Below are 14,567 nucleotides of genomic sequence, written 5' to 3'. Positions count from 1 at the left end.
CAAAAAACTCCCCACAAATTGTGGGGAGTAGGTCAGTTAGTTAGCCACGCTTCAGAGTAGGTGGAATTTCTTCGGGATCCACCATGATTTCGATAACAGTAGGTCCATAGTAAGTTTGAGCAAAGATAAGGGCTTCTTCAACTTCTTCTGCTGTAAAGCAACGGAAAGCTGCTGCACCTAGTGATTCACCAAAGAGGCTTAGGTTTGCAGGATATTCATAAACAGTTCCAATTGATCGACCTAAGTTATAACGCATCCCTTTGTCTACCATGTCGAGGCGTCCATTGTTTAAGACGATAAAGGGAATTTGCAAGTCGTGACAGACAGCAACTGAGATTTCAGCGCCGTGCATCATCATACAGCCGTCTCCAGTCAAGCATGCAATCGCTTGCTTAGGATGGGCAATTTTTGCACCTATCGCGTATCCGATGGCATGACCCATTGTACCGAAAACATCGTCTGCAAAGAATGTACCTTCTTGTTCAATATCAAAATGTTGAATTGCATAGAAAGTATGACTCCCATCATCGCCAAATAGAATGGTCTCAGCAGATAAGTGTTTACGCATCAGTTTGACTGCAGCAACTGCAGATATTTTTTCTGTTGGCGAAGCAGGAATTACAATTGATTCTCTTTCCACTAATGACGTTGCAGCGATTTCAAGAATGGCAGGGTCGAGAATCGCTTGAAGGTTTACTTTTGCATCTCCGATGATAGGCAATGTAGGCACAGGAATCGATTTACCGACAAAAGTTGGTTCTATGTCAAATTGAATGACTTGTTTTGGATGCATGTTTGCTGTGAATCCAGCTAATGTCATGTCTGTTAGTTTTGTTCCGATGACGATAAGTAAGTCGACGCCTTCGTTTAAATAATCACTTGCGGCTTGAGTTCCCCCTAATCCGAATGGACCTAGATATCCTGGATGATCGGTACGGATGGTTCCTTTTCCGCCGGGTGTTGTGATGACAGGTATATGATATTGAAGTGAAAGATACTTTACTTCATCATAAGCTTGTGAAATATGCACACCTTTTCCGAGGAATAGGAGAGGTTTTTTGGCATGATCGAGCAAGGTTTTCACTTCGTTCATATAAGGTGAAACCGGTTGTTGTAAGTGCGGTAATGTCAGAGTAAATGGTTCGATTTCTTCCATAAGTACATCTGCCGGTATTGATAAATGAACGGGACCTTTACGTCCAGTTAAAGCTGTTTCAAGTGCGTGTTGGAAATAAAGCGGGAATTGGTCCGCTCGGTCCACTCTCGCGCTAAAAAGAGTAACAGGTTCAAACATTTTTACAAGATCGGTGCCAAATACGCTGGAATCTTGACCCATAGCCCGGCCTGATTCTTTGACAGAAGGATGTCCCGTAATAAAAAGAATGGGTAAGTTATAGGCTTTTGCTTGTCCTGCAGATGTAAGCAAGTTAGTGCCACCGGGTCCGGAAGTTCCGATTGCAACACCCAATGTATTGTTTTGTCGTGCATAACCTCCTGCCATAAAACCAGCGCCTGACTCATGTCTGCTAAGAACGAAATCGAGTTCGTTCTTTTCCATAGCAAGTAAAAGTGGGACGATGGCTTTACCAGGCACACCGAAAGCATGTGTGACCTGGAAAGATTTTAGATGTTCTACAAGGATAGTTGCAATTGACTTCATAGTTGAATCACACCTCGAGTTGAATTTAATATGAATTTTTTTTCGAAATCATTTGCAGGCAAAGGATTGCTATAATAGTAGCCTTGTATTTCATCACAATTTAAGTTGTTAAGGAAGTGCAGCTGTTCTTCAGTTTCTACACCTTCTGCAATCACTTTTAAGTCGAGAGCATGGGCGATGGAAATGATCGTTCCAACAATTTTTTCGCCTTTTTGACCACTCATCATGTCATGAATGAAACTACGGTCGATTTTTAAGCGATGAATATGGAAATTCTTTAAATAGTTTAATGAACTATAACCAGTCCCAAAATCATCAATCGCAATTTGTATGCCAATTTCACTCAATTCCTCTAAAACAGATGTAGAGCGTATGACATCCATGGTCATTGATTCTGTAATTTCCAATTCCAAAGATTGTGGACTTAAGCCTGTTTCTAGTAAAACTTGCTTAATTTTATCTACCAGTTGTTGTTTTAAGAATTCTTGTGGAGACAAATTGATTGATACTTTTAGCGATGAAAACCCTTGATCATGCCATGTTTTCATTTGTCTGCAGGCATGAATAAGTACCCATTCACCTAGATTTACCATTAAGCCCATTTCTTCTGCAAGCGGAATAAAATTATCTGGAGGAACAAGACCTAGGTCTGGATGGTTCCAACGCAGTAACGCTTCCACACCAACTACTTGATTTGTCCGCAAATCAATTTGTGGTTGATAATGAAGGACAAGATCATTGTTTTTTATGGCTAATTCTAGCTCTGATTCGAGAGTCAGTTTTTGAATTGACTCATCGGCCATATCTGAGTTGTAGAAACAGTAGCCATTTTTCCCGCGATCTTTTGCTAAGTACATAGCACTGTCAGCATGAGAGAAAAGTGTATTTATATCAGATCCATCATTCGGATAAATCGCTATACCAATGCTTGTACTGATATGAAACTCAAGATTTTGAATGACAAATGGTTTGCGTACAATTTCAATAATTTCACTTGCGATTTGTTTGAGATCTTCGATCGTATTGAAATTAATGATGGCAATGGTAAATTCATCACCGCCCATTCTAAATAGTTTCCCTCTATTATGTAAATACATATCTAATCGTCGAGCAATTTCAACGAGTAATGTATCTCCTTTTGCATGACCAAGTGTATCGTTTATTAATTTAAATCGATCTAGGTCGAGCAAGAAAATAGACAGAGAACGGTCCTGATCATGTGATTCGAGGACTCCATTTACATAGTTTTGGAAATATCTCCTGTTAGGGAGACCAGTTAATTCGTCATGATGAGCGTGGTGCTTCATTAGAAGCTGGTTCTCATAACGCTCTGTGATGTCTCGGAAGCTTACTACGGTACCTATCAAATATTTATTGACACTATAAATTGGTCGACCATCAAATAAACAGATGGTTTCTTTTGAGGAATCAGGGTTTTTGAAAATGACTTCTATTTCATTAAAGCTCTCTTTTGACTGAATGATCTTTTGTATCCATTCTCCAACAATCGGTAATTCTTGAGCTGTTTTCTTCAATACATCATTTCGTTTTAAGCCAGTCAGTATTTCGGCATAAAGATTAAATTCTGTAATACGTCCAAGTTGATCAGTTAAAACCATAGCCGTATGGGAAGATTCAGTTACTACCTGATTTAACACATTTAAATCTTTATTTTGTTCACGAAGTTTTATTTCACGCTCGATACTAGTTCCGACAACAGATAATAAAGAGAGAAGTAAAGGATCCTTAAAACTTAAACTTGTCATTAGAGATACTGTGCCAAGAGTTTTATTTGTCCGATGATCTCTAAAAGGAACGGAATAACAAGCAGAATGCGCAAGGAAATCATGGTAATGTTGTGAACCGACAATTTCGATAGGGGAATTATTATCAAGAGCTAAGCTAATACAATTTGTACCACTATTTTCTTCGATAAATTGAATCCCCGTTTTAAAACCAAGTTGCTCGATTACACTTTTAATCGTATTATCGCCTTCAATGTACATAATGACACCTTGATTATCAGTCAAAACGATAAGCAAAGGTGTACCTTTTACCATACCTAAAAATTCAGGAATAAAAAATTCTACAACATCTAAAACTTCTTTGTTGTCTCTTTGAATTTGTTTTAATTGTGTAGATGGAATTAATATTGGATCAGGTACAATATTTGGATTTAATCCTAAAATTTTGCACCGTTCATTGGAATCTTCAATAAATTGGAGAACATTTTCTGGTGAATATTCTTTTCCTACCACTCATAACACCTCTCGTATAAATAAAACTTTATAGGTAATATCTCAATATTATTACTTTATATAACAATTTTTTTGTATTATAGTAACGATTACATATCATTATTATAGTTGAAAAGAATTTTTTTTACATGACTATTTACATATTTAATCGAATTATGTGGAAACTTGTCGATAATTGTGTGAGAATCTACTTTTTATAAATCAGAGTTTGTAAGTTCTGGTATTATCTTATAGTAGAAACAATTTATAAATGTTCTGAATCAAATGTGTTGACGGTAAGATAGGATTTAGGTTTAGATAGGTAAAGTGTTTATAAAGAAAGTTGGATATTGAATGTTACCAGAGCAGAAAAAGAAAATTATTGTGTTAATGATTAATATGTTTATTGCGATTGGGAGTTTTGGAATTATTATTCCGATTTTGCCAGCGTATTTGGTATCAATTGGTGAAGGTGGAATGGCAGCAGGTTTGATGATTGCGATTTTCGCAGGAGCGCAATTTATAATGTCACCAATTGCAGGGAAATGGGCGGATCAAGTAGGTCGACGTAAGATGATTATCGCTGGTCTAAGCGGTTTGACGATTTCAATGTTTGTCTTTTATTTCTCTGATTCCATTTGGGTGTTATATTTGTCCCGTGTAATTGGTGGGATAGGGGCAGCACTGTTAATACCAGCCATTTTTGCGTACGTCGCTGATATCACGACAATGGATCAACGTGCGAAAGGCAATAGTTATATTTCTGCTGCGATGTCTTTAGGAATTGTGATAGGCCCAGGAATAGGTGGATTTTTAGCAGACTATGACTTAAAACTGCCTTTACTAGTCTCTGCAATGGTGTCGTTAGTTTCAGTTATATTCTCCGTTATTGTACTGAAAGAAAGTAGAGAAGTGACTCCAGAAACGGGTGGTCCAAATGAACAAGATGCAATGCTTAAAAAGCTAGCACAATCTATACACAAGCCTTACTTTATTCCATTAATTATCACGCTCGTTATGAGTTTTGGATTAATGGCTTATGAATCTGTACTCGGGTTGTTTGTGGATAATCAATTTGGTGCAACGCCGAAACAAATTGCCGTGATGATTACATCAACAGGTATCGTGAGTGTAGTCATGCAACTGTTAGTAGTCGAGCGTCTCGTTCGCCGATTTGGAGAAGGTATCATTTTGAATGTCTTTATTGCAGTCACAGCGGTATGTTTCTTCCTATCATTATTTGCATCAACATATGTATTGTTCTTTATGATTACATTAGTGGTGTTCCTTGCAACATCTATATTACGACCCGTTTTGAATACACTCATTTCAAAACTTGCTGGTAATGAACAAGGCTTTGCAATGGGTATGAACAATGCCTATATGAGCATAGGAAACGTAATAGGTCCACTATTAGCGGGTGTCCTATATGACGTGAATATCATATATCCATTCATTCTAGGATTTGTTGTGTTAGGAATTACAATCATGGTTAGTGTAACGTGGCAGAAGAACAAAAAGGGCATGCTCTACTCAGATTCTTAAGAGACCTGAACGAAGGGTGTCCCAAACAGAAAAGGCTTTTGGCGGCGGCCAAAAGCAGTATTAAGGTTTGCATAACATAAAGTCAGATGAAAGTACCAATCCAAGAGAAAAAAGCATCTTGAATGGCCCCACCCGCTGTCGCTTGGCGGGTTTTTCTAATGGGATTTTTGGTGAGCGATAGCTCAGTTGGAAAATATGGTCGCCAAGTTGGAAAAAACGTGGTCCAAGTTGGAAAATTTGAAGGCCAAGTTGGAAAAATAGCTATCCAAGTTGGAATCGAGATTTTTGGATGCCTGAACGAAGAGTGTTATACCAGAAAAGGCTTTTGGCGGCGGCCAAAAGCAGTATTAAGGTTTGCATAACATAAAGTCAGATGAAAGTACCAATCCAAGAGAAAAAAGCTTCTTGAATGGCCCCACCCGCTGTCGCTTGGCGGGTTTTTCTAATGGGATTTTTGGTGAGCGATTGCTCAGTTGGAAAATATGGTCGCCAAGTTGGAAAAAACGTGGGCCAAGTTGGAAAATTTGAAGGCCAAGTTGGAAAAATAGCTTTCCAAGTTGGAATCGAGGCTTTTGGATGCCTGAACGAAGGGTGTTATAACAGAAAAGGCTTTTGGCGTTAGCCAAAAGCAGTATTAAGGCTCTTTCAAAACACTAAAACAGAAGGGCGGCCGAAATTGTATTTTAAGCCGCCAATCTTCTATATTATGGGTGACGATTTATTAGTTAGTCCAAAGGATTGGGAAAGTGTGTAGTGTCGATATCTATGATCATTCATTTTGTCTAACTGCAGCTTTGTGAGTATGTAGTTAGCTGCGAATTTATCTTTTAGTTCAAGAAAGTAAACGCATTCTCTGTTGGATATGGTGTCTTTGCATAGGTAGAACCAGTCCTCAATTGCCTGTTGTTGCATGATACTACAAGAAGTTTTACAAAATGAGCAATGTTTTTTGTTGGTAATTTTGTGAAGACAGATAGGACATATTAGACCTGTTCGGAAGTGTGAGAGTTCTAGGTTGTAGGTTTGTGCGAGAGGTTTCGGTACAAATTCGGTTGATTGATTTGCGATTATTGACAGTAAGCGATTAAAAGTGTTTTGCGAAATGACATCGGGCAATTCGTTATACTCTTCAATATGCTCAGAAATATCGCAGCCCATGGTGATTTTGGCAAATTGGGGTGGTTGAATAATATGTGTTTTTGAATAAGCGAATACGATAAGTCCTTTGACTGGCATATTAATTTTCGACTGTTTTAAAAAGATGTGGAGTTTTTTTATATGTCTCTTGAGTTGTTGTTCGGGACATTTGTATGATGTAGTTTCTCCATTTAGGTCTCGGATTAGTTGATTAGGATTGCGTTGAAAATGAATTTTGCCTTTAATATTTTTTATTTCAAGAACACATATGTATTTTCTAGTGATGATTAGGGTGTCTATTTGGAGGTAGGAATTTTGTTCCAGGGGAATATGGACATCTTTTAGGATCGTATAGTGTTTTGGAAAGACAATTTGTTTTAAAAAATTGTCCACATAGCATTCTCCAAAGTATCCAGCTTCGGTCATATTGATTTTATTTTCGACTTCTTGACGAATGGGATGATTTATCGGAATGCGGTGGAGGAGACGTTTGTAAATTTGAATCGATTTAGGTGGAATCCTCTTTTTGTCGATAGAAATGCTCCTTTGCTAGATGGAATTTTTGCAGTATTTTATATGAAAATAGCATGTTTCATAGATACGATGCAAGTTTTAAATGATAGAAGTTGGTGAGCGATTGCTCAGTTGGAAAATATGAGCTCCAAGTTGGAAAAATCATGGTCCAAGTTGGAAAATTTGAAGGCCAAGTTGAAAAAATAGAGCTCCAAGTTGGAATCGAGATTATCTGGTTGCCTGAACAAGGGTGCCCCAAACAGAAAAGGCTTTTGGCGTTAGCCAAAAGCAGTAATAAGATCTTTTCACGAAACGCTAGAGAAAGCAAAAAGGCGGCGGAAATTGTAATTTCCGCCGCCTTTCTTCTATATAAAGAGCAAGTTGATTCTTTTATTTCCAAGAGTCTTTGTAGTTTAATAGTTCTTCGAGTGAAACGAATGTTGGAATTGAGCTGCCTTTGTACTCTTCAATGATGAAGTTTTTCACTTCTTCTGAGTGGTAAATTTCGACGAGTTGTTGTAATTCTGGTCGGTCAGCATCACCAGTTTGTGCAGCAATGATGTTAATGTATGGTTTTGCTGTTGCGCTCTCGTGGAATAGGGCTTCATCTAAAGCAATTTCTGCTTCTACTGCAAAGTTGTTGTTGATGATTGACGCGTCAACGTCGTCAAGGAAACGTGGTGTGTTACCTGCTGCGACAGCTTCAATTTTTAAGTTTTTCGGATTGTCTTTAATTTTGTCTTCAGCACCAATACCTTCAAAGTCGTCTGTTAATGTGATTAAACCCGCTTCTTGAAGAAGAAGTAGAGCGCGGCCAAAATTTGTTCCTTCGTTCGGTAAAGCGATAGTTGCGCCATCTGGTAAATCTTCAAGTGCTTTGTGTTTTTTCGAATAGAGACCCATTGGAGCGATAACGGTTGATGCGATTGCTTCAAGGTCTAGTTTTTGATCTGCTTTAAATTCGTCAAAGTAAGAGATAGTTTGGAATGCGTTGGCATCGATTTCGCCTTCTGCCAAAGCTATGTTTGGTTGAACATAGTCGTTAAATTTAACGAGTTCAATTTCTAGTCCTTTTTCTTTTGCAATTTCAGCGATGTAATCCCATGTACGTGTGTCTCCGCCGCTAACGCCGACTTTTACTTTTTTCGATCCTTCTGCGCTTCCTTCATCTTCTTTACCACAAGCTGCCAATAAACTTAATGTTAATACGATTAATATCAATACAAATTTCTTCATTTTTCCTACCTCCAGTTATCTTCTTCTTATTTGTTTTGAAACCATGTTTCCAGTTGATTGTAATATTTGAACGATGATGACAAGTGCTGCTACGGTGACGATCATGGTCATAGTGTCGAACCGTTGATATCCATAAGTGATGGCTAAGTCACCGACGCCTCCCGCTCCAACTGCACCGGCCATAGCTGATGCTCCGACTAAGCCGATTGTTGCGGTGGTGAAGGTGAGAATAAGGGAACTCAAGCCTTCTGGTATTAAGAATTTAAAGATGATTTGTGGAACAGTTGCCCCCATAGACTGAGCGGCTTCAATGATTCCTTTGTCGACTTCAAGTAAAGAGTTTTCGACGAGTCTCGCAATATATGGTGCTGCGTAAAAGACAAGTGGAACAATTGCTGCGGTTGTGCCTATTGCTGAGCCGGCAATGATTCTTGTCAATGGAATAATGGCGACGAGTAAAATGATGAACGGTACCGAACGCAAGATATTGATGATCGGATTTAAGAAGTTGAAGACCCACGTGTTGTCCAAGATATGTCCCTTTCGAGTAATGACAAGCAAAATACCGAGAGGTAGACCGATAAGTGCTGAAAATAAAAGGGAAACCGTGACCATATAAAGTGTGTCGCCAAACCCAATAAGTAATTGTTCTGCTGTAATCTCCATGCCCCAAAATGTATTACTCATTATTTAAATCCACCTCCTGAACGATAAACCCTTCGTCTTTTATGTAGGTTAAAGCTTTTTGAATTTCTAGAGAATCTCCTGTTACATCGATAATCAAGTTACCAAAAGGCTTTTCTTGAATTTCAGAAATGTTGGCTGAGAGTACGCTTAAGTGAACATCGTATTTTTTGGCGATAGTTGACAACAATGGCTGACTGGATGTATTGCCCACAAAATTAATTTTCCAAATGATCGGATGCGTGTTTGAGATTGCAACGTTTTTAAGCACGCTTTGTGGAATCTCATCATGGATGACGGTACGTACGAAATTTTTAGCGATTTCGGTTTTTGGTGCAGCAAAGACTTCAAATACTGACCCTTGCTCAACAACGAGTCCGCCTTCCATGACGGCGACTTTGTTGCAGATTTCTCGAATAACGGACATTTCATGTGTAATGAGTAAAATGGTGATATTGTATTGTTGATTAATTTTCTTGAGCAGCTGTAAAACAGCGCTTGTTGTTTGTGGATCCAGTGCTGATGTCGCTTCATCACATAATAAAATGGATGGGTTCGTGGCAAGTGCACGGGCAATTCCAATTCGCTGTTTTTGACCACCAGACAATTGTTCTGGGTAGTTTTTTTCTTTATCAGATAACCCAACAAATTCAAGAAGTTCTTCGACTCGAGCTTTAATGATCGTTTTTGGAGTTCCCGATAATACGAGTGGTATAGCTACATTGTCAAAAACAGTTTTAGAATTGAGTAAGTTAAAATGTTGAAAAATCATGCCGATTTTTTTCTTTTCTGCTCTCAGCTGCTTTGGTTTCAACTCAGTTAACGATTGACCATCAACAATTACTTGCCCGGTTGTTGGTCGCTCTAGTAGATTAACGAGGCGGATGAGTGTGCTTTTTCCGGCGCCGCTGTAACCAACAACACCGAAAATATCTCCTTTTTCAACGGTTAAGTCGATTCCTTTTAATGCATCAACCGTTTGTTTTTTTGTTTGAAATGATTTGGTTACTTGTTGAAACTCAATCACGTAATGTCGCCCCTTTCGATGTCATGCTCGTTATAAGAGAAGGGAGGTGGACAACAAAAAATGCCTCCTCTGTCGATAGACAGAAGAGGCATACGTATGCAAAAGAAGTGCGGAAATACATCCACAGAAAATTAGCTCGAACACTCTTCTCATCTATCGAACAAATAATTGTCCGCTGGAATTAGCACAGTATTTTTACGTAAAGTAAAAACCCGCTGCTGAGGTATCATAGGGCCAGGCCCTCCACTTCTCTTGATAAGAATTAACGCATATTTAATTATGTTGTTCACTATATATTCAATACAATACCATGTCAACAAAGTTAATGATAGTCAGAATAGAAAGAAAATTCTTGGTGCATTTGTTAACTTAGAGAATTGTATGTTCAATGAGCGAGGATTATGTTTATTTGGTTTTTATCTAACACTGTTTATTTTTTAATGAAAAGTACTCTATGTCCGCTTTTTACCTACGGAAGTATTTTTTCTTATATTAAATTATAATCCTTGAAGTTTACGTTAACGTTAATGATAAAATACATAAAAACAGCTGACTGGAGTGTGGGGCTTGAAAAGTATTGCTGATGTGGCACGAGAGTTTGGCGTGACAACACGAACGATTCGCTATTATGAGGAGCTAGGCTTGTTGCAACCGCAGCGGACGGAGAGTAATATTCGAGTTTTTGGAACAGCGGATTGCGCGAAGTTGAAGCTAATTATTCGAGGGAAGCAATATGGTTTTAACTTAGATGAAATTAAAGAAATGGTGTTATTGTTTGATCAAGATCGCACTGGATTAAGACAGTTGGAACGCACCATTGAGTATGGCAATAATCGTGTGGCAGAAGTTGATATAAAGATTCGTGAATTGCATGAGATGAAGTTGGAAATGGAATTATTGTTGCATCAGTTTACGGAGAAATTGACTATTCTAAAGGGGAATGGGAAATGAAACGACGCAATTTTTATTCTAATGATGAGACGCTACATAGGATTTTGAGAAATGGGTTGGAGCCAGAGTTATTTTCTTATGCACATAAAGAATTAAGTGAGTTCGGTGAACGTGTGTCCAATGTAATTGATGAGCGTGCTCAGCATACGGACCGTGAAGGCGCACCACGATTAGTGAAATTTGATCGCTATGGTGAAGATGTTTCGGAAGTGTGGGTCAATGAAGGCTATAAGGAAACGGTAAAGGAAACTTTTCGAACCGGCATTGTTGGGTATGTACATAAAGAAATTCCTGAAGTCGGTCGCAGGGGGAATTACTTGTATAGTTTTGCACAAGGCTATGTATTGTCTCAAGCCGAAGCGGGGGTTTACTGCCCTGTGACGTTGACGATGGCAACCGCGTTCTTACTTGAACATTATGCAGATGAAGAATTAAAAGCACGATTCTTGCCACATGTGTGCGCAACGGGAGATGTTGAATTATTTGAGGGTGCCACATTTTTAACGGAGCGTCAGGGAGGATCGGACGTTGGGGCGAATGTTGTCAAGGCTATCAAAGAAGGTGATCATTATAAATTATTCGGTGAGAAATATTTTGCTTCGAATGCGGGAATGGCTGGTGTGGCGATGGTCCTTGCTAGAATAGAAGGTGCCCAGGAAGGTTCAAGAGGATTGACGCTTTTTGCCGTACCTTGGCGTCTTGAAGATAGTTCTTTAAACGGAATTTCAATTCGGAGATTAAAAGATAAGTTAGGTGTTCGAGCTGTACCTAGTGGTGAAGTAGAGTTTGACGGAGCATTTGCTTATGTAGTTGGAGAAAACGCAAATGGTTTGAAATATATGATGGAAGCCCTAAATTTATCGCGCATTTGTAATACCGTCGCTTCACTTGGGATAATGAGACGTGCTCTAAATGAGGCTTCCGAATATGCACAGAAGCGAGATGCGTTTGGTCAAAAACTTGTTGAATTTCCAATGGTTCAAGATACACTAGGGAAATTGACTGCCAAATTGGAAGTTGAGCTAGCAACTGTATTTGATTTGATCCAGTTATATGACCGAGTGGTTGCCAAAGAAGCAAGTGATGAAGAAATCATATTAAATCGATTATATATTGCTATATTAAAAAAAGAATCAGCAGAACAAGCGATTCTTTTTGCTCATGAAGCGATTGAAATGCACGGTGGCAATGGCTATATCGAAGATTTCGTGACACCTCGATTGCTGCGAGATGCACAGGTGTTAACTGTTTGGGAAGGCACCGCAAATATTTTGGGATTGGAATTCGTGAGATTAGTACGGAAATTTAATGCTCATATTATATTTATCAAAACGATGAAATCTCGTTTGCTACAAATGCCAGAAACATCAGTAAAACCTGTTGTTAAAAAAGTTTTAAGCGAATTAGAAAATGATTTATTATTATTCGCTAGTTTACATGAAGACATGCAAACGTTTGAAGCAAAAAACTTGGCAACGCGTATGGCTGTCGTTTATGAAAGTGTTGTAGCACTTGAAATAGCTGAATCGATGGGGGGGCAAATGACCCTTTTAGTAGACATTTATTTAGAAACTACTTGGGGATTGCGAAAACTTGGAGATCCTATGAAAACTTGCCAACTCTTTAAATGAAATGAGAATAGCTTCGTTTAGAATTTGAATTAGGAATCCAAAACCTATATGCAGACAAATTTAGTATTATTGAATATTAAGTATTTATTTATTAAACTAAAATCACATTGATTAATTAAGGAGAGTCTTAGGATGTCAGCTTCAATTTCACATATAAAAATAAATAGTGATGAGATCAATTGGAGAAATGAAAAAGGTTTATTAACATACAATGATGCACCTGCCATTATTATATGGAATCAAGCATTAGAAATTCTAATGATGTCAATAAATGAAATTGCAGGTAGAGAGAAAACTAACGAGATTCTTAAAAAATTCGGAACAGATTTAGGAATTAAAGTTAGTCAGTCCTTTTCTAATCGTAACGATTTAGAGAATATATTAATTGAATTTAGCGATTTATACCGCAATGCAGGTTGGGGAAACGTGAAAATTACAACTTTTTCTAAAGATGAAAAAAGAGTCGTTCTTGAAATTCATCATAGTTTTGAAGAAACTGTCTTTCAGTCGATTAATAAAGAACAAGAGTGTGTTTTCTTACCGAGTTTTTGGATTAGTTTAATACGAAATCTTTTAAAAGATGATATGAGCTACACCATTGTGAAAAAAAGTGTAAATGGAATTGAATTTGATGAAGTTAAACTGTTTCTCGAAGAGTAGCCTTAATAGCTTTACTACTTAAACATTAATATTTAACCACCTAAAATAGGTTAATTTGTAGCTTTCCAACTTACGTCCACTCCTCAAAAATAAAAAATTATTTAATTTATATGTTATAAGTTTGAGGATTAGGGAAAAACCTACTATGACAACATATTAATTAGAGAGGTGGATGTAAAGTGAAAGAAAACCAAGATAACAATACACCAACGAACAAAAAAGAAAGCGAAAAAATTCAAACACAAGAAAAGTTAAGTCAGGAACAGAAAGAAAAACTTCAAGTGCAAGAAGGTCAAAATAATCACGATGTAGATGAGCGTGGCGGATTTTAAGTTTGAATCATAGAAAAAACCGTGATCCCAACGGGTTCACGGTTTTTTTTAGTTAACTTGGTGGATTTCTTTTTGCATTTTCTTGTTTTGCAGGTGAGTCATTATTATCTTCAGGCAAAGACTCTTTAGATACTGATGCAGGTTTTTGTTGAGATTTTGGAAATGCTTGTTTGGCTTCTGATTTAGAATCTTTACTTTGTACTTCTTCGTTATAATATCGAACGCTGGTCATAGAACCTTCTTCAACCATACGATTGTCATCTGGATCGTTCGGATCTGAGAAGCCTGCTTTGGTCATTTGAGATTGTTTAACATTACGAGAATCCATAAAACATGAAACTTTTGTCAATGTATTCTGCAACATCATTTTTGCTTTGTCTCTATTTTCCGGCTTCTGAAAATATAAATAGGCCATTGAAGCGAGTCCGCCAACTAATAATGAACGCTTATTTCCTTTATTTCCTGAATTACCTGTATTTCCTTTTAACATCATCATCTTCACTCCTCCACTAAATTTAGTTAAATCCTCTATCTAGTAGTGATACCCAATAATTGCAAAACTCACACATCCTTTATGAATGCTTAAATCTTTCAAACTAAATTTGAATAATTTTCTTCGGTTCATCTGCTAACACAAAACCTTTCACTTCATGGGACTGACCCCCAGAAATGAGACAGGGTCAAAACACCTTTAATTTAAACTGCCAGTTGCCGGTATTCGACCGGTGACTGGTAGTTTAATTTTGTTTGAATCTGGATATTGTTATAATAATAAATGTAGTCATTCACGGTGCTTTCTACGATTGCCGTCGTAGTCCGGGTAAGATTGTGAAGATAGAACCTTTCCGACTTTAATGAGGAGTGGAAGGATTCAATCGGGGCATTATCAGCTGGCGTTCCCTTTCGGGACATGCTCATGGTAATGCCTTTTTCTTTTATTGCAACTTGATACGC

Annotated in this window: 15 protein-coding genes and 1 riboswitch; of the genes, 7 read left to right on the top strand and 8 right to left on the bottom strand. The window is 37.9% G+C overall.

Annotated elements, in window-relative coordinates:
- Positions 1 to 40: 40 nt before the first annotated feature.
- Entirely contained in the window at positions 41 to 1,660 is a 1,620-nt protein-coding gene (locus tag C8K15_RS08855; protein WP_108586048.1) for a thiamine pyrophosphate-binding protein, read from the bottom strand.
- On the bottom strand, positions 1,657 to 3,918 hold the full coding sequence (locus C8K15_RS08850; RefSeq protein WP_108586047.1) for an EAL domain-containing protein: 2,262 nt from the start codon (positions 3,916 to 3,918) through the stop codon (positions 1,657 to 1,659). The genes C8K15_RS08855 and C8K15_RS08850 overlap by 4 nt, the downstream gene beginning before the upstream one ends.
- 333 nt (positions 3,919 to 4,251) lie before the next feature.
- Here C8K15_RS08850 and C8K15_RS08845 point away from each other — a divergent pair, with 333 nt between their 5' ends.
- From C8K15_RS08845 to C8K15_RS20585, 3 genes are all read left to right on the top strand, one after another.
- The gene (locus C8K15_RS08845) at positions 4,252 to 5,442 is read left to right on the top strand and encodes an MFS transporter (protein WP_108586046.1); all 1,191 of its coding nucleotides are present in this window, start codon (positions 4,252 to 4,254) and stop codon (positions 5,440 to 5,442) included.
- A gap of 158 nt (positions 5,443 to 5,600) precedes the next feature.
- Positions 5,601 to 5,804 (top strand): hypothetical protein, encoded by a 204-nt coding sequence (locus tag C8K15_RS08840; protein ID WP_146173645.1) that lies wholly within the window; start codon positions 5,601 to 5,603, stop codon positions 5,802 to 5,804.
- An 83-nt stretch (positions 5,805 to 5,887) separates the two neighbouring features.
- On the top strand, positions 5,888 to 6,064 hold the full coding sequence (locus C8K15_RS20585; RefSeq protein WP_199224085.1) for a hypothetical protein: 177 nt from the start codon (positions 5,888 to 5,890) through the stop codon (positions 6,062 to 6,064).
- A gap of 77 nt (positions 6,065 to 6,141) precedes the next feature.
- On the opposite strand, the gene C8K15_RS08835 is transcribed toward C8K15_RS20585, so the two are convergent.
- From C8K15_RS08835 to C8K15_RS08815, 4 genes are all read right to left on the bottom strand, one after another.
- Entirely contained in the window at positions 6,142 to 7,053 is a 912-nt protein-coding gene (locus tag C8K15_RS08835; RefSeq protein WP_255421088.1) for a nuclease-related domain-containing protein, read from the bottom strand.
- A gap of 429 nt (positions 7,054 to 7,482) precedes the next feature.
- On the bottom strand, positions 7,483 to 8,328 hold the full coding sequence (locus tag C8K15_RS08825; protein WP_108586042.1) for a MetQ/NlpA family ABC transporter substrate-binding protein: 846 nt from the start codon (positions 8,326 to 8,328) through the stop codon (positions 7,483 to 7,485).
- Between the two features lie 15 nt (positions 8,329 to 8,343).
- Positions 8,344 to 8,994 carry a methionine ABC transporter permease gene (locus C8K15_RS08820; protein ID WP_108586176.1) on the bottom strand — a complete coding sequence of 217 codons (651 nt, stop codon included), beginning with the start codon at positions 8,992 to 8,994 and terminating at the stop codon, positions 8,344 to 8,346.
- A gap of 13 nt (positions 8,995 to 9,007) precedes the next feature.
- On the bottom strand, positions 9,008 to 10,039 hold the full coding sequence (locus tag C8K15_RS08815; protein WP_108586041.1) for a methionine ABC transporter ATP-binding protein: 1,032 nt from the start codon (positions 10,037 to 10,039) through the stop codon (positions 9,008 to 9,010).
- A gap of 146 nt (positions 10,040 to 10,185) precedes the next feature.
- Positions 10,186 to 10,301: riboswitch (SAM riboswitch) on the bottom strand.
- Between the two features lie 305 nt (positions 10,302 to 10,606).
- Between C8K15_RS08815 and C8K15_RS08810 the strand changes: the two genes are divergently transcribed.
- From C8K15_RS08810 to C8K15_RS20580, 4 genes are all read left to right on the top strand, one after another.
- Positions 10,607 to 10,990 (top strand): MerR family transcriptional regulator, encoded by a 384-nt coding sequence (locus C8K15_RS08810; RefSeq protein WP_108586040.1) that lies wholly within the window; start codon positions 10,607 to 10,609, stop codon positions 10,988 to 10,990.
- Positions 10,987 to 12,621, top strand: coding sequence for an acyl-CoA dehydrogenase family protein (locus tag C8K15_RS08805; protein ID WP_199224084.1), 1,635 nt, complete (start codon positions 10,987 to 10,989; stop codon positions 12,619 to 12,621). The genes C8K15_RS08810 and C8K15_RS08805 overlap by 4 nt, the downstream gene beginning before the upstream one ends.
- A gap of 132 nt (positions 12,622 to 12,753) precedes the next feature.
- The gene (locus C8K15_RS08800; protein WP_108586038.1) at positions 12,754 to 13,281 is read left to right on the top strand and encodes a hypothetical protein; all 528 of its coding nucleotides are present in this window, start codon (positions 12,754 to 12,756) and stop codon (positions 13,279 to 13,281) included.
- Between the two features lie 179 nt (positions 13,282 to 13,460).
- Entirely contained in the window at positions 13,461 to 13,613 is a 153-nt protein-coding gene (locus C8K15_RS20580) for a hypothetical protein (RefSeq protein ID WP_199224083.1), read from the top strand.
- Positions 13,614 to 13,665: 52 nt separating this feature from the next.
- On the opposite strand, the gene C8K15_RS08795 is transcribed toward C8K15_RS20580, so the two are convergent.
- A complete protein-coding gene (locus tag C8K15_RS08795) occupies positions 13,666 to 14,109 on the bottom strand; it encodes a hypothetical protein (protein ID WP_233260421.1) in 444 nt (147 codons plus the stop codon).
- 200 nt (positions 14,110 to 14,309) lie between these two features.
- Positions 14,310 to 14,567: IS3 family transposase (locus C8K15_RS08790; RefSeq protein WP_146173644.1), on the bottom strand; the 258-nt coding region annotated here is incomplete at its 5' end.

Origin of the sequence: Paenisporosarcina sp. OV554 (assembly GCF_003058165.1) — a bacterium.
In the GTDB taxonomy this organism is placed as follows: domain Bacteria; phylum Bacillota; class Bacilli; order Bacillales_A; family Planococcaceae; genus Paenisporosarcina.
Note: the sequence above shows the minus strand (reverse complement) of the source record. Positions and strands in the feature narration are given on the sequence as shown.

Excerpts from the sequence above, each read along its gene's own strand:
- C8K15_RS08855 (WP_108586048.1), bottom strand. The coding sequence starts at position 1,660 with ATGAAGTCAATTGCAACTATCCTTGTAGAACATCTAAAATCTTTCCAG.
- C8K15_RS08845 (WP_108586046.1), top strand. The coding sequence starts at position 4,252 with ATGTTACCAGAGCAGAAAAAGAAAATTATTGTGTTAATGATTAATATG.
- C8K15_RS08840 (WP_146173645.1), top strand. The coding sequence starts at position 5,601 with ATGGGATTTTTGGTGAGCGATAGCTCAGTTGGAAAATATGGTCGCCAA.
- C8K15_RS20585 (WP_199224085.1), top strand. The coding sequence starts at position 5,888 with ATGGGATTTTTGGTGAGCGATTGCTCAGTTGGAAAATATGGTCGCCAA.
- C8K15_RS08825 (WP_108586042.1), bottom strand. The coding sequence starts at position 8,328 with ATGAAGAAATTTGTATTGATATTAATCGTATTAACATTAAGTTTATTG.
- C8K15_RS08820 (WP_108586176.1), bottom strand. The coding sequence starts at position 8,994 with ATGGAGATTACAGCAGAACAATTACTTATTGGGTTTGGCGACACACTT.
- C8K15_RS08805 (WP_199224084.1), top strand. The coding sequence starts at position 10,987 with ATGAAACGACGCAATTTTTATTCTAATGATGAGACGCTACATAGGATT.
- C8K15_RS08800 (WP_108586038.1), top strand. The coding sequence starts at position 12,754 with ATGTCAGCTTCAATTTCACATATAAAAATAAATAGTGATGAGATCAAT.
- C8K15_RS08795 (WP_233260421.1), bottom strand. The coding sequence starts at position 14,109 with ATGATGATGTTAAAAGGAAATACAGGTAATTCAGGAAATAAAGGAAAT.